Annotated in this window: 21 protein-coding genes and 1 tRNA gene; 6 read left to right on the top strand and 16 right to left on the bottom strand. The window is 68.2% G+C overall.

Annotation, left to right across the window (positions count from 1 at the left end):
• Positions 1-48: 48 nt before the first annotated feature.
• From VI056_12555 to VI056_12540, 4 genes are all read right to left on the bottom strand, one after another.
• Positions 49-480: an HNH endonuclease gene (locus VI056_12555; protein HEY6203857.1), complete on the bottom strand. Its 432-nt coding sequence runs from the start codon at positions 478-480 to the stop codon at positions 49-51.
• A gap of 177 nt (positions 481-657) precedes the next feature.
• A tRNA-Met gene (locus VI056_12550) sits at positions 658-729 on the bottom strand.
• Positions 730-746: 17 nt separating this feature from the next.
• Complete coding sequence (locus VI056_12545; GenBank protein HEY6203856.1) at positions 747-1091, bottom strand: hypothetical protein; 345 nt, start codon at positions 1089-1091, stop codon at positions 747-749.
• A gap of 58 nt (positions 1092-1149) precedes the next feature.
• The gene (locus VI056_12540) at positions 1150-1962 is read right to left on the bottom strand and encodes a serine hydrolase (protein HEY6203855.1); all 813 of its coding nucleotides are present in this window, start codon (positions 1960-1962) and stop codon (positions 1150-1152) included.
• A 30-nt stretch (positions 1963-1992) separates the two neighbouring features.
• On the opposite strand from VI056_12540, the gene VI056_12535 reads away from it, so the two are divergent.
• From VI056_12535 to VI056_12520, 4 genes are all read left to right on the top strand, one after another.
• Positions 1993-2721 (top strand): amino acid ABC transporter ATP-binding protein, encoded by a 729-nt coding sequence (locus VI056_12535; GenBank protein ID HEY6203854.1) that lies wholly within the window; start codon positions 1993-1995, stop codon positions 2719-2721.
• Between the two features lie 17 nt (positions 2722-2738).
• Entirely contained in the window at positions 2739-3644 is a 906-nt protein-coding gene (locus tag VI056_12530; protein HEY6203853.1) for a glutamate ABC transporter substrate-binding protein, read from the top strand.
• Between the two features lie 73 nt (positions 3645-3717).
• A complete protein-coding gene (locus VI056_12525; protein HEY6203852.1) occupies positions 3718-4386 on the top strand; it encodes an amino acid ABC transporter permease in 669 nt (222 codons plus the stop codon).
• On the top strand, positions 4386-5117 hold the full coding sequence (locus VI056_12520; protein HEY6203851.1) for an amino acid ABC transporter permease: 732 nt from the start codon (positions 4386-4388) through the stop codon (positions 5115-5117). Before VI056_12525 ends, VI056_12520 begins: the two co-directional genes overlap by 1 nt.
• On the opposite strand, the gene VI056_12515 is transcribed toward VI056_12520, so the two are convergent.
• The 12 genes from VI056_12515 to VI056_12460 are packed head-to-tail and all read right to left on the bottom strand — an operon-like array spanning position 5114 to position 16892.
• Positions 5114-5953, bottom strand: a complete 840-nt coding sequence (locus VI056_12515; protein HEY6203850.1) for a PfkB family carbohydrate kinase — start codon at positions 5951-5953, stop codon at positions 5114-5116. The two genes, VI056_12520 and VI056_12515, sit on opposite strands and share 4 nt — an antisense overlap.
• Positions 5954-5996: 43 nt before the next feature.
• Complete coding sequence (gene ychF / locus VI056_12510) at positions 5997-7130, bottom strand: redox-regulated ATPase YchF (GenBank protein HEY6203849.1); 1134 nt, start codon at positions 7128-7130, stop codon at positions 5997-5999.
• Positions 7127-7921 carry a glutamate racemase gene (gene murI, locus VI056_12505; GenBank protein HEY6203848.1) on the bottom strand — a complete coding sequence of 265 codons (795 nt, stop codon included), beginning with the start codon at positions 7919-7921 and terminating at the stop codon, positions 7127-7129. Before murI ends, ychF begins: the two co-directional genes overlap by 4 nt.
• A gap of 29 nt (positions 7922-7950) precedes the next feature.
• Entirely contained in the window at positions 7951-9054 is a 1104-nt protein-coding gene (locus VI056_12500; GenBank protein ID HEY6203847.1) for a P-loop NTPase, read from the bottom strand.
• A complete protein-coding gene (locus tag VI056_12495) occupies positions 9051-9764 on the bottom strand; it encodes a DUF1461 domain-containing protein (GenBank protein HEY6203846.1) in 714 nt (237 codons plus the stop codon). The genes VI056_12500 and VI056_12495 overlap by 4 nt, the downstream gene beginning before the upstream one ends.
• Positions 9761-10795 carry a dipeptide epimerase gene (locus VI056_12490; GenBank protein ID HEY6203845.1) on the bottom strand — a complete coding sequence of 345 codons (1035 nt, stop codon included), beginning with the start codon at positions 10793-10795 and terminating at the stop codon, positions 9761-9763. The genes VI056_12495 and VI056_12490 overlap by 4 nt, the downstream gene beginning before the upstream one ends.
• Positions 10792-11898 (bottom strand): DUF1611 domain-containing protein, encoded by a 1107-nt coding sequence (locus VI056_12485; GenBank protein HEY6203844.1) that lies wholly within the window; start codon positions 11896-11898, stop codon positions 10792-10794. The genes VI056_12490 and VI056_12485 overlap by 4 nt, the downstream gene beginning before the upstream one ends.
• Positions 11895-13478, bottom strand: coding sequence for a D-aminoacylase (locus VI056_12480; protein HEY6203843.1), 1584 nt, complete (start codon positions 13476-13478; stop codon positions 11895-11897). Before VI056_12480 ends, VI056_12485 begins: the two co-directional genes overlap by 4 nt.
• Complete coding sequence (locus tag VI056_12475) at positions 13475-14299, bottom strand: class I SAM-dependent methyltransferase (GenBank protein HEY6203842.1); 825 nt, start codon at positions 14297-14299, stop codon at positions 13475-13477. Before VI056_12475 ends, VI056_12480 begins: the two co-directional genes overlap by 4 nt.
• The gene (locus VI056_12470) at positions 14277-15455 is read right to left on the bottom strand and encodes a M20 family metallopeptidase (GenBank protein HEY6203841.1); all 1179 of its coding nucleotides are present in this window, start codon (positions 15453-15455) and stop codon (positions 14277-14279) included. Before VI056_12470 ends, VI056_12475 begins: the two co-directional genes overlap by 23 nt.
• 13 nt (positions 15456-15468) lie before the next feature.
• Complete coding sequence (locus VI056_12465) at positions 15469-15816, bottom strand: hypothetical protein (protein HEY6203840.1); 348 nt, start codon at positions 15814-15816, stop codon at positions 15469-15471.
• A gap of 14 nt (positions 15817-15830) precedes the next feature.
• A complete protein-coding gene (locus tag VI056_12460) occupies positions 15831-16892 on the bottom strand; it encodes a DNA recombination protein RmuC (protein ID HEY6203839.1) in 1062 nt (353 codons plus the stop codon).
• Between the two features lie 117 nt (positions 16893-17009).
• Between VI056_12460 and VI056_12455 the strand changes: the two genes are divergently transcribed.
• Together VI056_12455 and VI056_12450 are read left to right on the top strand one after the other, a co-directional pair.
• Positions 17010-18233 carry an MFS transporter gene (locus tag VI056_12455; protein HEY6203838.1) on the top strand — a complete coding sequence of 408 codons (1224 nt, stop codon included), beginning with the start codon at positions 17010-17012 and terminating at the stop codon, positions 18231-18233.
• 107 nt (positions 18234-18340) lie between these two features.
• A complete protein-coding gene (locus VI056_12450; protein ID HEY6203837.1) occupies positions 18341-18985 on the top strand; it encodes a hypothetical protein in 645 nt (214 codons plus the stop codon).
• Positions 18986-19149 lie beyond the last annotated feature (164 nt).

Here is a 19149-nt window from a genome sequence, read left to right as displayed (position 1 = left end):
GATCTTCCTGAGCCTGCTGCCCGTGCTCCTGCTCGGAGCGTTCTTTACCTACTTGTTCCGCAGGTCCGTGTCTCGCTGATCGCCAGCACGTTCGGCGGCGAGGCGCGCGCGGAACTCCTCTTCGGTCATCAGGTGCTTGCGAGCGTTGCAGACGCGGCAGGCCGGCAAGATGTTGGTGATCCAATTGGAGCCGCCCCGATCCAACGGCACGCAGTGATCTTGCTCGAGCGGCCCAATGGTCCCGCAGTACGCACATGCATGCTCGTACTGCAGGACGAGCTCGTGCCATTCCTGGGCCGTGAAGAAGCCCTCGGCGCCCTTCCGCAGAGCGCGGTGTTTCTCGCGTTTTGCCCTGACGACGTCGGGGTGCGCGCGGTGGTAGGCCGCGATCTGGGCGTTCAGGCGCTCCCTGTGTCGCGCGTAGCGCGCCCGACCCTCTGCTCGATGTTCTTCGGGGTGCGTCGCGCGCCAGCGTTGCATGCCCGCGCGCGCTCTTTCGGGGTTGCGTCGCATCCAATCGCGCCCGTATGCGCGGCGCTTCTCAGGATCCGAATACGGCACAGAGCCTCTCGCACATCATTATTGGAAATAGCAAAACGCCGACGCCGGTGCAATAGGACCCGGACAAAGAAGAAGGACCCGTCAGCGGGTCCACTGTTGCGGGAGAAGGATTCGAACCTTCGGCCTTCGGGTTATGAGCCCGACGAGCTACCGCTGCTCCATCCCGCGATAGTCATTCTATCTCGTTATCTCGTTCCGAAGAAGAGCTCTATCCACCGCATCACGCGGCTCGCTCGCCCGGCGTCGGCGTGTGCCGCAGTCGAGGACGCTGGCGAGCGCTCCACCGCGATCAGACCCTCGCCCTGCTTGACGAAGTCGTAGTCCTGCGCCTTCTGGATCAGGTAGTCGGTCGTCTTCTTCTGAGCGATCGACGCCTCGAGCGCCGCATTCCGGGCCGTCTCGGCGGCGATCTCGTCGCCCAGGGCGCCCTTCGCACGCTCCAGGGCGTTGGCCTGCACCGTGATCCCCGTGAACGCGGCGGCACAGACGAGCCCCAGCGCGAGCACAGCCGTCGCGACGACCGGTCGCATGCTTCGCGGGCGTCGTGCTCGAGTCGCGCGCGACCGGGTTTGCTTCTTCACGCACGCATCATGCGCCAGCGACCGCATCAAATGGAAGAGGTGGGACCTCGAGACCGGCCGCGCGCGCAGCGCCGCGCCCGATCAGACCAAGGATGTGGACCGCCGCGAGCGGATCGCTCACCTCGCGCATGAACGCCGACACAACGACCGTTCGCGAAGGTCCGAAGATGATCGCGGCGTCGTTACGGGTGGCCGCAAGCGTGCCGGTCTTGTTCGCGACGCGACCGCCTTTTCCGAGATAGCGCCGCAGCATCGCGTCGTCCTGACAGCGCTCGAGCACCGCGATGACCGCGTCTGAGGTCGCACGGTCCACGAGCTCTCCGCACACCAGCCGCTCGAGCAGCGCCGCGATCTCGGACGGCGACGCGACGTTCTCCAACCCCCGCTTTTGCGCGTCCCAGTCGAACATGCCGCGAGCCAGTTTGGTGCTCACGCAGCCCCATTCGGCCATCCGCTCGTCGACCCGAGCGACACCAAGACGGTCGATGAGCCGGTTCGTTGCGGTGTTGTCCGACAGCGCGATCGTCAGCATCGCGAGGTCGCGCAGGCTCACGTCCCGGACATCACGCAGGTCACCAAGGATGCCTGTCCCCCCGACGGTCGCGCCGACAGGCAGGCGCTCCTCCAGCGAGATACGGCCCTCGGCGGCGTCGGCGTACAGCGCCATCACCAGGGGGATCTTGATGACCGACGCGGCCGGGAAGACCTCATCGGGTCGCTGCGAGACCAGGGTCTTCCCGCTGACCTCGCGCACGACAACGCCGGTGACGCCGCGCGTGCGGTCGAGCTCGGCGCGCGCGGCCGCGAAGAATTCCTGCACCGCCCGAGGGTAGCGCCTAGATTTCGGCGCGTGATCGAGTTCCGCGACGTCCACAAGCACTTCGGCCCGCTTCACGTGTTGCGTGGCATCAACCTCACCGTCCGCGAGCGCGACGTCGTCGTGATCATCGGTCCGTCGGGTTCAGGCAAGAGCACGATGATCCGGACCATCAACAAGCTCGAGCCGATCGATAGCGGGGAGCTCGTCGTCGACGGCCTGCCGGTCCACCAGCCCGGCGTCGACGTCAACAAGCTCCGCCGCGACGTCGGGATGGTGTTCCAGTCCTTCAATCTGTTCCCCCACCTCACCGCCGCCGAGAACGTCATGCTCGCGCCGCGCAAGGTGCGCGGGATGTCGAAGACCGATGCGCGCGCGAAGGCGATGGCCCTCCTCGAGAAGGTCGGCATCCCGGAAAAGGCCGACCAGCATCCAACGCGGCTATCCGGCGGTCAGCAGCAGCGCGTCGCGATCGCGCGGGCGCTCGCGATGGACCCGCGGATCATGCTGTTCGACGAGCCGACCAGCGCTCTCGACGCCGAGATGATCCGTGAGGTCCTTGATGTCATGCGGGATCTCGCCCGGGAGGGCATGACGATGCTGGTGATCACGCACGAGGTCGGCTTCGCCCGGGAGGCCTCGAACCGGGTGGTATTCATGGACGAAGGGCGCATCATTGAGGACTCGCCGACGGCGGGGTTCTTCGAAGCGCCGCGGGAGGAGCGGGCGAAGCAGTTCCTCAGCAAAGTCATCAGGCACTAGCACGCAGGGAGGAAGACATGCGGGGTCTCACGCGGACATTCGCGCTCGGTCTCGTTCTCGCGTTCATCGCGACGGCGTGCACGAGCGGCGGAACGGCCACACCATCGGCGACGCCAGCCGCATCGGCATCGACGTCGACGCGACCGAAATTCGATCTCGCGACGTACCAGTACAGCCTTCAGACGAAGGGCAAGATCCGGATCGGCACGCAGGAAGACAACACGCCCTTCAGCGTGAAGAACCCGGCGACCGGTAAGTGGGACGGATTCGACGTCGCCTACGGCCGCGAGATCGCGAAGGCGATCTTCGGCGAGTCGGACGACCCGGACAAGTTCATCGAGTGGGTACCGGTGACGTCGGCGACACGCATCCCGACACTCACCGACAACAAGGCTGACGTGATCATCAAGACCTTCACCATCAACGAGGACCGCAAGAAGCAGATCGACTTCACAGACGTCTACTTCAAGACGGGCCAGCGGATCCTGGTGAAGAAGGACAACACGTCGATCAAGGAGGCTGCCGACCTCGCGGGCAAGACGGTCTGCGCACAGCGCGGATCGACGAGCGAGCAGAACATCACCACGGCGACGGGCGGCGCCGCGCGACCGCTGCTGCTCGACAGCTATCCGGCCTGTCTCCTCGCGCTTCAGCAGGGACAGGCGGATGCGATCTCGACGGACGAGACGATCCTCTTCGGCCTCGCGAAGGCCGACCCGAACACCAAGCTCGTCGGGAAATACTTCTCGACCGAGCTGTATGGCATCGGCGTGAAGAAGAGCGCTGGCGGAGACCGCACCGGCTTCGTGGACTTCCTCAACCGCACGCAGGTGGCGATGATCACGAGCGGCGTGTGGGCGACGCTTTACGAGAAGTACATCTCGCCGGTCTCCTTCGACAAGAAGAGGACGCCGGACGACTAGACCTGACCTCGATCGAACGCACGCGGACGAGGGCCGGCGCGTAGCCGGCCCTCGTTTCCTATAGGGCGCGGCGATGCCGGGCGGGATCGCGTTCGAATTCCCACAGCTCTACTTCACCGGTCTCTGGGTCACCATCCAGATCTCGGTCCTCGGTCTGCTCAGCGCGCTCATCATCGGCACGCTCGTCGCGGTCATGCGCGTCTCGCCGATCGCGCCGCTGCGATGGATCGGCGCCGCGTACGTCGAGTTCTTCCGCAACACGCCACTTGTCGTCCAGTTGTTCTTCTGGTTCCTTGGCCTGCCGCTCCTCGGGTTCCGCTTCTCGACCGATACGTTCGAGCACATCTTCCGCGCCGCCGTAGTCGGCATGGGCCTCTACCACGGGGCCTACGTCGCCGAGGTCGTCCGCGGCGGCCTGCTCGGAGTCGACCGCGGTCAGATCGAGGCCGCGCGATCGCTGGGGCTCTCGTACCCACAGATGCTCCGCTACGTGCAGCTGCCGCAGACGTTCCGATCGGTGATCCCTCCGCTGGGCAACATCGGGATCGCGCTGGTGAAGAACACGTCTCTCGCATCGACGATCGGCGTGACGGAGCTGCTCTTCGCAGCGGAGATCGTCGAGTCGCGGACGTTCCGCGCCGAGGAGGCCTTCATCGCGGCGACGCTCCTTTATGTCGCGCTCACGATCCCGCTCGGCATCGCCGTGAACGCGCTCGAGCGACGGATGCTGGTGGCTCGCTGATGCGTCCGGACACGTGGCCGATGTTCCTCGACCCAGCGATCTGGGGATTCTTCTTCGAGGGCCTGCGAGAGACGATCTACCTCGCGCTCGTCTCCGTGGCGCTGTCGTTCGTGGTCGGCCTCCTCCTCGCGCTGGGCCGCCTCTCGCGGCGGCGCTGGATCCGCTGGCCGTCGATCTTCTACATCGAGGCCGTGCGCGCACTGCCGGTGCTGCTCCTCATCGTCTACTTCGGCATCAAGGGATCGGCGCTCTTCCGCCCGATCTTCGGCGCCGACTTCGAGCTGCCGCGCTTCTGGGCCGGCGTGCTGGGTCTTTCCATGTACACGAGCGCCGTCCTCGCTGAGATCATCCGCGCCGGCATCGTGAGCCTTCCGCGGGGACAGACCGAGGCCGCTCGCGCGCTCGGACTGTCTCACGCCGAAACGATGCGATCGGTGATCCTGCCGCAGGCGCTGCGCCTGATGGTCCCGGCGATGATGGCTCAGCTCACCACGGTGATAAAGGACACCTCGCTCGTGGGGACGATCGGGATCTTCGAGCTCCTGCGCCAGGGGCGGACGATCTACACGCAGTTCTTCAATCCTGTCGAGGTGCTGGCCATCGTCGCGACGATCTACTTCGTGATCTGCTTCGCGCTGTCACAGGCCTCACGGCGTCTCGAGCTCGGTTACGTCCCGAAGGTGGCGCGGGTCAAGATCCAGGACATCGCCCTCCGGGACCAGGCCGCCTAGCGCATCCGGGCATCGACACGCGCGCGATCGGCGAGGGTCTCCATCCCGACACCCTCCACCGCGAACGACGCGACCGCGTTCGCGAAGCGCGCGCAGTCCTCTGGCGGGCGACCGTCCGCAAGCGCGATCGCGAGCCCCGCGGCGAATGCGTCACCGGCGCCGGTCGGGTCCACGACACGCTCGGCGGGATAGCCGGCGACCGTCGTCTCGGAGCCGCGGTCCAGCACGAGCACGCCGCGTTCCGCGAGCGTCACATAGACCCGGCCGTTCCGTGCCCACCGACGCGGCGTGGTGAGGTCGCCGGCGACGTCGTCCTCACTGAGCACGACCGCGGAGACGAGCGGCACGATCTCGTCGGCGTCGTCCCACGGGCGCGGATTGATCGCGCCGTTCGCGGACCACTCGCGCAAATAACCCTGGGCGACGAGCACCGTCGCGCGTGGCGACGTCGTCCCGAACAGCGAGCGGTCGAGTTCGTGCGCGACGGAGCCGAGCACGACAGCGCGCGCACCGCGCCAGTTAGCCGGAACATCCGCTGGCCCGATCCCCTTCGCGCGTGCGGTGAGGCGCATGAACCGTTTGCCCTCGACGTAGCGGAACCCGAACGTCGTCGTCGCGGACGATGGGAGCTCGTGCAGCGTGATCCCCAGCTGCGCGCAGCGCTCCTCGAGCGCGGGCTTTTCGATCGGACCGACGCGCGTTACGAGCGCCGTGCGCGTTCCGAGACGCGCCGCCGTCGCCGCCGCGTAGAGCGCCGTGCCGCCGAGCCGCCAGGTCGGCTCGCCCTCGAACTCGTCCCGCGCAACGTGACCGATAGCGAGGAGGTCCGCGCTCACGCGCTCACATCAAACAACCATCGCGAGAAAGTCCGCGCTCACATCAAACGTTGAACAGCACGTGGATCACGTCCCCGTCCTTGACCGTGTAGGTCTTCCCCTCGGTTCGCATGATCCCCTGCTTCTTCGCGTTCGCCTCGGAGCCGGCCTTGAGCAGGTCTTCCCAGCCGATCACTTCGGCACGGATGAACCCGCGCTCGAGGTCAGAGTGGATCGCGCCCGCAGCCTGCTGCGCGGGAAGTCGTGCGGGGATCGTCCACGCGCGGACCTCGTCCTCGCCCACCGTGAAGAACGAGATGAGACCGAGCAGCTCGTACGTCGCATGGATGACGCGATCGAGCGCGGGCTCGTGTAGGCCGAGGTCCGCGCGGAACGCGGCCGCCTCGCCGGGCTCGAGCTGCGCGATCTCCGCCTCCAGCTTCGCGCACACGCCGACCACGGACATCGCGCGATGCTTCGCGGCGGCCTCGCGCAGCGGCCCGAGCACGGCGTCGGGATCGGCGACGTCGCCCTCGTCGAGATTCGCGACGACGAGCTGCGGGAGGAGCGTCAGGAAGCGGTACCCACGCACTTCCTTGCGCTCTTCCTCATCGAGCCCGACATCGCGCAGCGGCGTCTCCGCATCCAGAGCGGCCATCGCCTTCTGCAAGACGGCGCGCTCGCGCTCCTTCTGCTCGCGCTCGGGACCCTTCGCCGAGCGCAGCTCCGGCTCTATACGCTCCAGCCGCCGTTCGACGACGACGTGATCGGCGAACAGCAGCTCGAGCTCGAGGGTCGCGAGGTCGCGCTTCGGATCGACGCTCGAGTTGACGTGCGGCACCGACGCGTCGCGGAACGCACGCACCACGTGCACGAGCGCGTCAGAGGTGCGAAGGTCGCCTAGCTTCTGCGCACTGATCCCCTGTCCCGCCTGCGTCGCATGACCTGCGGCACCGGTCGCGACGCGCGGCGCGAGACCGAGATCCCGGTAGGTGACCTCCGCGAACGTCGTCTTCTTCGGCTTGTACATCGCCGCCAGCTTGTCGACCCGGTGGTCGGGGACCTTCGCCACGCCGACGTTCGTCTCGCCCTCGGCGCCCGCGAACGCGCCCGTCGCGGCGTGCCCGCCCGTGAGCAGGTTGAAGAGTGTCGTCTTGCCGACGTACGGCAGACCGGTGATCGTCGAAACGAGATTCACGTCAGCGTCGCCGCCTCCACCTCGGGAAGCTTCTCGCCGAAGATCGTGCGGGCGACCTCGGTGAAATGCGTGACCGGCCCGGTCGCGAAGACCCGATGGCGCGGCGTCGCGCCGTCGGCGAGCAGCCGGTGCGACTGGAGGACCTCGCGCACCGCGAGCGCGGTCGTGGTTGCGGAGTCGACGACACGGACGCCCGGCCCGGCCACCTTGCTGAACTCCTCACGGAGCAACGGGTAATGCGTGCAGCCAAGCAAGAGCGTGTCGACGACGGGCGTGACGACGCCGCCCTCGCTCAGGAGTGGCCCGACGTACTCGCGCACCGCCTCCAGCGCCTCGGGCGTGCCGGCCTTCCCCGCCTCGACCATCGGGACCAGTTTTGGACAGGCCTGCTGCATGACGTCGCAGAGCGGGTCGAGATCCCGCACCGCTCGGACGTACGCGCCGGAGCGGACGGTTCCGACCGTCGCGACCACGCCGATCGATCGCCGCGGCGATGACGCGATCGCCGCGGCCGCGCCCGGTCGGACCACGCCGATGATCGGCACCGCGGACTCGTCGCGTACCGCCTCGAGCGCCTGCGCGGTGGCCGTATTGCACGCGAGCACGATGAGCTTGCAATCCCGCGTAGCGAACCAGCGCATCGCCTGGCGCGTGAAGGCGATGACCTCCTCCGCGGGCCGTGGACCATACGGCATCCGTGCCTCGTCGCCGAGGTAGATGGTGGATTCGCCGGCGAGCTGGCGGCGCAGCTCCTTCAGTACCGTGAGGCCGCCGACTCCGGAGTCGAACACCCCGATCGGGGCCCCGGGGCCGAGGACTTCTACTTCCGTTGCTGTGTGACGAGGCCGTGCGCGAGCGCTTCGACGGCGCGGCTCACGGGCGCCTGCGGCGACCCGAGGACGAACGGCTGCTGCTTGTTCAATGACTCGCTTACGGTCTTCCAGTCGGTCGGGATCTCCGCGATGATCGGCAGGTTGAGCGCGTGCTCGACGGCCTGCTTCGACATCCCGCCGGGCGTATCGGCCTGATTGACGACGAGCAGGATGGGCTTCCTGCCCTTGTAGCCGAGGGCTTCGAACGTGTCGATCGCCGAGCGCGAGTTCGCGACGGTCGCGTTCATATACGTGACCACCATGAGGATGAGGTTCGCGGTGTCGAGGATCGCGAGCGCATCTTCGGTGAGCCGTGAAGGCGTGTCCACGATGACGTAGTCGTGCGTCTCGGCCAGCATGTTCATCGCGCTGCCGATGTCGCCGCCCTGGATGAGATCGACCTCCTCGGGTTTCGCCGGCGCGAGGAGCACGTGCACACCGGACGGGCCCTCCCAGAGGACCTCGGCCAGCGACGTTTTCATCGCGCCCGCGGTCGGCAGGTCAACGAACGACCTCGTCGCCGGCGGGATCTGCATCGCGTGACGGATGGCGCCGAACTGCATCACACCATCCATCAGCGCGACCGACTTCCCCTGACGGCGTAGAACGACCGCGAGGTTCACGGCGAGCGTCGTCTTGCCCGTGCCACCCTTCGGTGAGTACACCGCGATCATCAGACCGTTCTGCGGCCGCGCCGCCTTGCCGACGCCGAGCACGAGCGCGAGCTCGTTCGCGCCGCCCGGGAGCACGAAGACCGCGTCGACGGCCGCCTCGTCCTTCGAATCGAGCGGTTTCTGCGGAACGGTGACCATGATGATCCGCGTGCCCGGGGATGCCGTGCGTATGCGCTTGGCAATGTCGACGGCAGTGACCTTGCCCTGCAGCAGCGAGTCGATCATGACGACGTCCGGCTTCTCGGTCGCGATCTGTGCGATCGCGGCGTCGGCCTGGCTTTGGACACCTGCCACTTCGATTTCCTTCTCGCGGGCCAGCATCGACTGAAGGTGTTGCGCGACCTGTGGCAGGTCTTCGATGAGAAGAACGCGTTTCATTCGGTGGCGAGTCTAGTGGAGCGAGCGCGGCGAAGTCCCACGGAGGCCGCGACGACCACCGCGGCGGCGACCGCGATGAACGTAAGACCGATGCGGAATGTGATGCCCTCCCAGTACCAGTCCGGGTACAGCCGAACCAGGTTGCTCGTCGCAGGGTCGAACAGGAAGTTGCCCTGCGGAAAAAAGACCTCGTGGAACAGCAGGAAGGCCTGTTCGAACGCGAGCGCGGCGATGACGCCAAGGGTGGCAACGACGACGCCTGCCGCGACCGCGCCGTCCCGCGCGAGGCGGAACATCGCTTCGGCGCTGCGCGCCCGCGCGCGCTGAAGCCGAATCGCCATGACGAAGAGCCCAGCCGGGATGAGCAGCTTCGCGCCGTCGAAGACGCGCCGAACGTCGACCATGTGCGAGATCTCGTCGGCGGTGTAGAAGCGCCCAGGCTCAGGTGGATCAGCCGTGCCGCCGGTCACGTACGTCGACCAGACCCGATGCTCCTGAACGAGAGGCCCCAACCCCATCGCGACGTTCGCACCACTTGTGTGATCGATGAACGTCGTGCTTTCGGTCCCCGCTGCCCGAGCCATATCTGCGTACGCGCCGGCACTCGACCACAACAGCGCGAGAAGAACCAGGCCGGCCATCGCGAAGCCGACCGCGAACAGCGCGACTTCGATCTTGCCGGTGGTCGAACTCGCGTGGTCGGAACTCACGCGGTGGCACTCGCCGGAACCACGCCGAGACCGGGACGCTCCGAGAACACGAAGCGTCCGCGGACGACCGGCACCGCACGGAACGGATCGTCGATGATGAGGAGGTTGCCGTCGAGGTCGGCCCACTCCACGGCCGGCGCGAGATGCGCGGCGGCCGCGATCCCGACGCTCGTTTCCGCCGCGCGGCAGCCGAGCATCACCTTCATCCCAAGCTCATGCGCTCTCGCGATCATCGCGCGCGCCTCCGCGACGCCACCGCACTTCTGCAGCTTCACGTTGATCCCGTGACAAGCGCCGGATAGCCGCTCGACGTCCGGGAGACGCACGGCCGCCTCGTCGGCCACGATCGGCAGCGCCGAACGCTCGCGAACGTAGCGCAGTCCATCGATGTCGTCGGTCGGCGTGGGCTGCTCCACGAACTCGATGTCGAAGGGCGCGATGCGTTCGATGCGGCCCGGAGCCTCAGCCGGCGTCCACGCTGCGTTCGGGTCGACGCGGATCGTTCCCGCGAAGCGCTCTCGGATCGACGACAGGATCACCGTGTCGTCGCCACCGTGCCCGAGCTTCACCTTCAGGACGGTGAACCCTTTCGCAGCGGCCGCGGCAGCTCGATCGGCCATCACTCGCGGCTCCGCGATCCCGATGGTGAACGAGGTCGGCGGTGCCTCACGGCCGGCCAGGCCGAGGAAGTCCCGCAGCGGCTGGCCGGCGGCCTGCGCGGCGCGGTCGTGTCCGAGGATGTCCAGCGCGCACGCGGCGGCGCCCCCGTGCGGGAAGCGCTCGTCGAGGCGCCGCCTCAGCGTCGCGAGGTCGGAGTCATCCTCGGGTACGAGGTCGAGAGCGCCGCGCACATCCGCCTCGAGCGACTCCGTCGTCTCCTTGAAGTACGGGTCCGGTGAGGCTTCACCCCGCGAAACCCGGCCGCGCTCGTCGAGCTCGACGAGCACGACGCGCTTCTCGGTCCGCACCGCGCGCGAGATCTGGAACGGCACCTCGAGGTGCACGTCGACGGTGCGGACGGTGAACTTCACGACGTCCGCGTCACCGCGCCGCGGCCGCGCGCGTCGATGAGCGCGCGCGCGAGGCGGTCGGCGCCCGCGGTGCCCTCGCGGATCGGGTCGGCTGCCGGAAGCTTCGTCGCGGCGGCTGCGCCCTGGATCCACTGAAGAGCCAGGTCCGGCGGGTCCGAGGACACCAGATCCCCGGTATTGAGGGCGACCGCGACGACCCGCGCGGGCGGATAGCCCGGCGGTCTTCGCCACGCGGCGGCATCCTCGTAGATCTGGACGAGCTCGCGCAGCGACCGGAGTGGAAGTCCGGTGTCGTCGTACCCCTTCATCGATCGGCGCGTCGCGTGGTGGCACAGCACCATCAGTTCGGGCCCCGCGCCGTGCAGCAGACCGAGCGTCACGCCGGAGAAACCCGGATGCGTGAGCGAGCCCTGGCCCTCCACGATGACCCAGTCCGCGTGCTCGGCCGCCTCGCAGACCATCTTCTCAGCGGCGCCCGCGATGAAGTCGGCCACGACCGCATCGACCGAGATGCCCTCACCCGCGATCGCGATCCCCGTCTGGCCGGTCGCGACGAACGCCGCCTTCTCGCCCAGCCGGCGCAGCGCGGCGACGATCTCCAGCGATGCGGTCATCTTCCCGACTGCGGCGTCCGAGCCCACGGTGAGCACGACCGTCGCACCGTCGCGCGGGCGGCGATGCCCACCGATCGGCAGCTCCGCCGGCGGCTCGCGCAGCTCACGGACCGACGCGTTCCCTCGCTTCGCCGACTCCGCGAGGCGCCGGTCGCTCAGCACGCGCTCGTGGAGTCCGCTCCAGACAGATAACCCGCGCTCGAGCGCCCGCGCTAGCAGCGGTCGGTACGCGTCGGGGATCTGCCCGCCGGCGGCTGCCGTGCCGATGAGCAGCACGTCCGCGCCCCGAGCGATCGCGTCATCGACGGTCGCGACGACCGGCACGCCGCGGCCGATGCCGACGTGATCCGCGGCGTCGGTGCCCGCGCGCGTCGAATCGACGACCGCGACGATCTGATAGCGCGCGTAGCGCAGCACGCCGATCGCGGTCTTCGCGGTCATCCGCGTGAAGAGGCCCTCCGCGAGGATCGCGACGCGCGGCTCGGTCACGCGCCTCCCAGATCCCGGCCGAGGCGGAGGAAGCGTCCGCTGCGACCCGGCGCGGTCTCGCCCGCGTCCAGCGCGACCTCTCCATTCACGACGACGTGCTCGATGCCCGCCGGATAGCGGTGCGGGTCGTCGTAGGTCGCGGTGTCCGCAACGCGCCGCGGGTCGAACACGACGAGATCCGCCCACGCGCCGACCCGTATCTCACCGCGGTCCGCGAGCCGAAGGTGCCTTGCCGTCAGCGACGTCATCTTGCGCACCGCGTCCTCGAGCCCCAGGACGTGCTCGTCGCGCGCATACCGCCCGAGCACCCGCGGGAAGGTGCCGTACGAGCGTGGGTGCGGCTTGCCGAACGAAAGCGGACCGTATGGCGCGTTCGCCGACGAGTCGCTGCCGATCGCGACGTAGGGCTTCGCCATGACATAGCGCACATCGTCCTCATACATCGAGTGGTGCACGATCTGGACGTCGCCCTCGTGCTCGACGAGCGCATCGCAGGTCCATTCCAGCGGATCCTGCTCCACCTCGCGCGCGATATCCGCGACCGTGCGACCGCTCCACTCAGGTCGCCGGCGCGCACGCGCGATGACGATGCGATCCCAGTTGCGGCCCGTCTCAACGTACTCATCGCGGATCCGCGCGCGCACCGCGGGGTCCTTGAGGCGCTCGCACATCGCGAGCCGTCCACCCTCGTGCACCCAGTTCGGGATCGTCACCGCGAGGCCGGTCGAGGACGCCGTATACGGGTACTGGTCGGCCTGGACCTCCATGCCGGCACCGCGCGCCGCTTCGATCTTCGCGGTCGATTCCTTGACCCTGCCCCAGTTCTTCGGACCCGACGCCTTGTGGTGCGACAGCTGGACGCGCACCCGCGAGCGGCGCCCGATCTCGAGATTCTCGTCGACCGCCTCGAGCAGGCGATCGCCCTCGTTGCGGATGTGGCTGGCGTACAGGCCGCCCTTCTCCTGGACGACGGCGCACAGGGCCGCGAGCTCGTCGGTGGTGCCGTACGCGCTCGGCGGATAGATAAGGCCAGAGGCAAGGCCGATCGCGCCTTCATCCATCGCCCGGGCGAGGAGCATGCGCATCGCGTCGAGCTCGCCGTGGCTGGGTTCGCGCGCCGCGGCACCCATCACGCACTTCCGGAGCGTGCCGTGACCCACGTACGAGCAGAGGTTGATCGCGGGCCGCGCCTCGTCGCAGGCGTCCGCGTACTCGGCAAAGGTCGACCACGTCCGCCGCACCTCGAGCACGGCAAGCGCGCGGTCGAGCTCTTCGGCCGCGAGACCAGACACCGGCGCCGATGAGCCGCCGCAGTTCCCGCACACGACGAGCGTCACGCCCATGTGCAGCGCGCTCTCGAACGCGTCGTTCACGAAGACCGTGTTGTCGGAATGCGAGTGGATGTCGATGAACCCGGGCGCGACCACTCGGTCGCGCGCGTCGATCATCCGCGTCGCCCGCCGACCGGCCGCATCGCCGACATCCGTGATGCGCCCATCGGTGACCGCCACGTCCGCCCGCATCCCCGGCGCGCCGGTGCCATCGACCACGACCCCGCCGCGAATGAGGAGGTCGCTCACCCTCTGCGCTCGCGGCCGGCGCCCCGTTCTCGCCGGCGCGCGACGACGAGCAGCTTCGGTGACGCGCTGCCCGCCGGCGAACCGTCGTAGTCACCGTGCAGCGCCTCGAGCTCGAAGCCCGCGGCCGAGAACGTCAGCTCGGCCTCGCGTCGATACATGTAGTTCAGAGTGGTGGCGCGCTGCCAGCGCGTGATGTGGCCATCGTCATCGAGCTCTTCGAACCACCACCGCAGGTCGACCTGATCCACGTTCGCGCGCGAGCTCGAGAACTTCGTCACGTCGCGACCGCTCTCCGGATCGTGTCGCGTCCATTCTTCTCGGACCGTGCCGTCGTGACCGACGATGTGCTCCGGGTCCGGCTGGAAGCAGTCCACCGCGAGGAGACCGGTCGGCGCGAGGTGCTCCCGAACGCGTGCGAGGCACGCCCAGCGGTCGCCGGGCGCGAGCATCAGGAAGGTGTTGAAGGGGATCGCGATGAGCGGGAACGCGTCGGAGAGCGAGAACGAGCGCATGTCGCCTTCGACGAGCCGGAGCGTCACGCCCTCACGCCGCGCGTGCCGCTCGGCGCGCGCGAGCATCGCCGGCGACCGGTCCAGCCCGACCACCTCGTGGCCGTCCTGCGCCAGCGGTATCGCGACGCGTCCGGTGCCGCAGCCGAGCTCGAGGACCGGGCCACCGGTGCGGCGCGCGATCGCGCGGAACCAGTCGATCGCCGCGGCCGGCCCGTGGGGCGCGTCAAGGTCGTAGAGCGCGGCGAGCCGCTCCGCTTGCGCCGCATTCACCTCACCGCCGAACCAGTCAACGGCGCTGCTGATGCCCATCGAACGCCTCCCTCGCGCGGATGCGCAGCTTGTCGTCGCGAAGCACATCGATCGCGGTCATCGCGAGCGCCTTCGCCGCGACGTGCATCGTCTCGAGCGCCTGCGGTGTACGTGCGGCAGCCGCGAACTCTACGGAATGCCCCGGGACCGGCCCGTCCGTGATCGACAGGAACGGATGGATCCCCGGCACGATGCTGGTGACGTTCCCCATGTCGGTCGACCCGTGCGTGTCTCCCGGCCGCCGTGGTTTCATCTGGCGTCCAAGGGTCTTCGCGTTCGCGGCGAACGCGTCGGCGAGCGGTCGGTTCGTGCTCACCGTCTCGCACACGTCACTCCAGGTCGCGCGGAGCTCGCAACCCGTGGCCGTGGCCGCGCCCTCGAAACACGCGAGGACGCGGCGACGGAGCTCTTGCAGATACGTGTTGTCCGGCGATCGGACCATGAACGTGGCGGCAGCGCGGTCCGGAATGATGTTCGCCGCCTTGCCGCCGTCGGTGATGATCCCGTGGAAGCGCGAATCGCTGCGGACCGTGAGGCGGAGCGCCGAGAGCGCCGTCCACGCGAGCATCACGGCGTCGAGCGCGTTTCGTCCCTGATCCGGCTCGGCCGCGGCGTGCGCCGCCTTGCCCATGAATTCGACCTCGAGCGTGACCATCGCCAGCATGAGCGGGTCGATCTCATCGGTGTCGCCGGGGTGATACATGAGCGCGGCGTCGACATCGGAGAACACGCCCGCGCGGATCAGCTTCACCTTGCCGTTGCCGCGCTCCTCGGCCGGGCACCCGACGACCCGCACGCGACCGCGCAGATCGGGTGCGATGTCACGCAGCGCGAGGAACGCGAGGCTCGCCGCGGTGCCCATCAAGTTGTGACCGCAGGCGTGGCCCACGCCGGGCAGCGCGTCGTACTCGCCGAGGATCGCGACCACCGGCGCACCGGTCCCGACCTCCGCGGCAAAGGCGGTCTCGACCCCGCCGGCGCCGCGCGTGACCGTCGCGCCCTCGCGCGTCAGCTGGTCGGCAAGCGCACTCGACGCGAAGCGCTCCTCATACGCGAGCTCGGGCCGTTCGTGGATGCGCAGCGCGAGCTCGTCGAGCGCACCCGCGCGCGCCTCGACGCGCTCGGCCACGCGGGCCTTGAGCTCGGCGGTGTCCATCGGTGAGGCGAGGTTAGCGCGAAGCCCGGCTCGGACGCGCTGAGAGGACCAGCTCGGCGACGAGGAAGCCCGCAACGACGAAGCCCCCGGTGATCACGGTGAGGCCATCGACGACGCGCAGGAGCAGCAGCAGGCCGACGATCGCCGTGACTTCGATGCCACGGCGCAGCGCAGGCGCCGCAGGGCGCTGGCGCCGGCGGGACTCCCCCAGCGGGATCGAGAGCAGCAGCGCGGCCGCGACCGCCCCGGAGCACACGGCGACCGCGGCGATGACGACGCCGATCGCGAGCGGCACCTCCGGGTCGACGGCGACGATCGACCCAGCGGCGATGAGCGCGCTCGCGACGGCGACGAGCGCCAAGCTGCGCCGGATGACTAGTCCTCGTCTCCGAGCGGCAGCACAGCCTGTTCCCCACCCGCGGCGATCGGCACCTGGGCGAGCCCCTCGATCGCTCCCGAAGCGCGCGCCAGCGCGCGCTCGGTCTCATCGAACTTCTTCATCGCGTGATCGAGATGCGTGCCGAGCTGGTCGTGCAGTCCGACGAAGCGCTCGAACTCGCGTCGCACCTGCGCGATGCTCTGCTGCAATTCGCGCGTGCGCTCCTGCATCGCAAGCCCGCGGATGCCCAGCGCTACGACCTGCAGGTACGCGAGGAGCGTGTTCGGCGACGCGGGGATCACGTGGCGCTCCTGGCAATACGTGCCGAGGTCGGCCTCGTCGACGCTCTCACGCGTCATCACCTCGTAGTAGATCGCTTCCGACGGCAGGTACATGAATGCGAAATCGATCGTGGCGTCCTGCGGCGACACGTAGCGCGCGACCGCGTCGATGTGGCGGCGCACCTGCTGAAGGAAAGCGCGGCGACGGCGCATCCGGTCGGCCTCGTCCGTCGCCACGGCGATCTGCGTGTACGACTCGTTCGGGAACTTCGCGTCGATCGGCACCAGGCGGTTCGCGCAGTGCACGACGGCGTCGACGCGCGAGCCATCGCGATACGTGTACTGGGTCTCATACGCGCTCACCGGGAGGCAGTCCTGCAGGAGTCGCTCGAGCATGAGCTCGCCGAACCCACCGCGGGGCTTTGGCGCGCGCAACAGATCCTGGAGGGACCCGATGTCCTTCGCCAGCTCGCTCACGCGCGCGCTCTGCTCGCTCATCACGCCGAGCTGCCGGGAGAGGTCGTGGAGAGACCGCTGCGTCGCGCCGGTCTGCGTCATGACCTGCTGCTCGCTCGCGCCGAGCGTCCGCTGGATCTCGTTGCGAAGGTCGCCCATCGCGCTCGTGTTGGACGCGCGTAGCTCCGCGATGCTCGCGGACAGCAGCTCATACGCGGGAGCAGTGCTCGCGTCCGTCGGAGCGCGCCGCGCGAGCACCGCGACCAGCACGGCGATCGAGACCACGAGCGCACCGCCAGCGAGTACGACGCTCAACTCCATCGCAGGCCCTCCTCGCTCGGATTCTCGCACGTTTTTGGCAGGTAGTAAAACATCTGTTCTATCGCGAGGTGAGCTCTTTGCAACCAAATATAGTAGCGCTTAGGCTCGCGCTGCGCGATGGACATCAGCCTCCGCACGATGCTCATCTACTCAGCCGGTTCGATCGGCGCGGGTGCCTTCTACGCCTTCAACAACTTCCTTCTGCCGCTGGCCTTGAAAGCCGTTGGCGCGCCCGACCTTCTCACCGGTCTTCTCTCGAGCACGAGAAGCATCGAGGGCGCGGTGATCCAGCCAACAGTGGGCGCGGCGTCTGACCGGATCTGGACGCGCTTCGGTCGCCGCCGGCCCTTCATCGCGATCTGCGTACCGCTCTCGGCGGCGTTCTTCCTGGTCGCTTCGGCTTCGGCGCAGTCGCTGGTGCCCTTGGCCATCTCGATCTTCCTCTTCTCGATCTTCTTCAACGCGGCCGTCGATCCGTACGCGGCCCTGCTGGCCGACATCACCCCGCAGCGCCAGCGCGGTGTCCTCTCTGGCCTTTCGCAGGGGATCCAGTTCCTGGGGCAGGTGGGGTTCCTCCTGGTCGTCGTCGTTCTCTCCCACGAAGAGGGCGTTCCGGCATGGGTGTATGTGGCCGTGGCGATGACCATGCTGGCCACGTTCGCGGTCACGGTCGCAGGCATTCACGAGCGTCGCGAACTGGCGGCGCGCGCCGAGCATGTGCCGCTCCGGACATACGTTCGGGTCGCCCTCAGCCACGTCCAGGCCCTGCGCTTCCTTGGGACACTGTTCGTGTTCTTCTTCGGCTTCAGCGCGGTGCTTCCCTATCTCACGCTCTTTCTCGTGACGGACATCCATCTCACCGATCAAGTCGCGCTCGCGCTCGACGCGCTCGCTCTGCTCGTCACCGCGATCTCCGCGATCGGCTTCGGCCGCATGGCCGACCGGTTCGGCCAGAAGACCGTGCTCGCGATCGGTTGGGCCATCCTGGTCGTCTGCGCCATCGGCGGCACGATCATCCGCGAGCTGCCCGAGACCATCGTCGTCGTAACTCTCGCGGGCGTCGGCAACGGGGCCCAGAGCGCTGCCTCCTGGCCGCTCCTCACGACGCTGATCGATCCGGATGAATCGGGGATCTTCGCCGGGCTCAAGGCGGCATCGGAATCGATCGCGATCCCACTCTCGGTCTTCGTCGCTGCCGAGATCTTCCTCAACGCGAACGCTCTCAACCTCGGCTACCGCGGGATCTTCTTCATGCTCGCGATCAACATGGTCCTCGCCCTCGTCCTTCTTCTCGCCTTCGTCCATCCACCCACACGCGAAACCACGAAGACTCCCGCCTAGCCATCCGCTGTCTCTGCGCAGAGACACGGGAACCGGATGCCCGCACGGTTGTATGGCCTCTAGGTGGCGTGGGCCGCGTCGCCAATCCGCGTAACGACGGAGGTCATATGCGCTCGCTCACGATGCTCGCCGCGGTCCTCGCGCTGTCGCTCGGAGTCTTTGCTTCCCCCGCGATCGCGGGAGGTTGGGCTGTCACGACGTTCGATGAGATGCCCGGACAATTCGTGGCCGGTCAAGAGTTCAAGCTCGGATACACGATCCGCCAGCATGGCGTGACGGCGATCAACGTGGACAAGACGGAGATCCTCGCCGTGGCCACATCCGGCAGGACGCTCTCGTTCCCGGGCACGTCCCAGGGTGACATCGGCCACTACGTCGCCAGCGTGTACTTCCCCGCGGGTGGCACGTACACCTGGCAGGTCACGCAGGGCGCGTTCGCGCCGCAGGATCTCGGAACGCTTTCCGTCGTCGCCGCAGCCGGAACGTCGACGGCCGACAAGGGCAAGACGGCGGCGGACAAAGCCGCTGCCGCGGACAAGTCAGCCGCCTCAGACAAAGCTGCCGCCGCCGCGAAGGCCGCTTCCGCCGAGAAGGGCACCACCGTGACGACGCCGGTAACCGCGCCCGCCACCCCAAGCAATGACCCACTGCGGACCGCACTTCCCTTCGCCGCCGCGGCCGCCGCAGCGATGTTCATCTGGCGACTCGTGACCATGGTGCGAACTTCGCGTCGCACTCGAGCGACCGCCTGACCAGCATGCTGAGGTCGATCGCGGAGCTTGCCGCCTACGGGACATTCGCCGTCCTCTTAACAGCGGCGAGCCTTGCTCCCGGACCGGGGAGTGCGGCAGGCTCCGCGACGACCACGACCAGCTCGACGCCGACGGCAGGCAGCGCTTCCGCTCAGTCGGGTCTC

This window comes from Candidatus Limnocylindria bacterium, assembly GCA_036523395.1.
GTDB lineage: Bacteria > Chloroflexota > Limnocylindria > P2-11E > P2-11E > CF-39.
The sequence above is the reverse complement of the archived record's forward strand: the minus strand, read 5'-3'. Positions and strand labels throughout refer to the sequence as shown.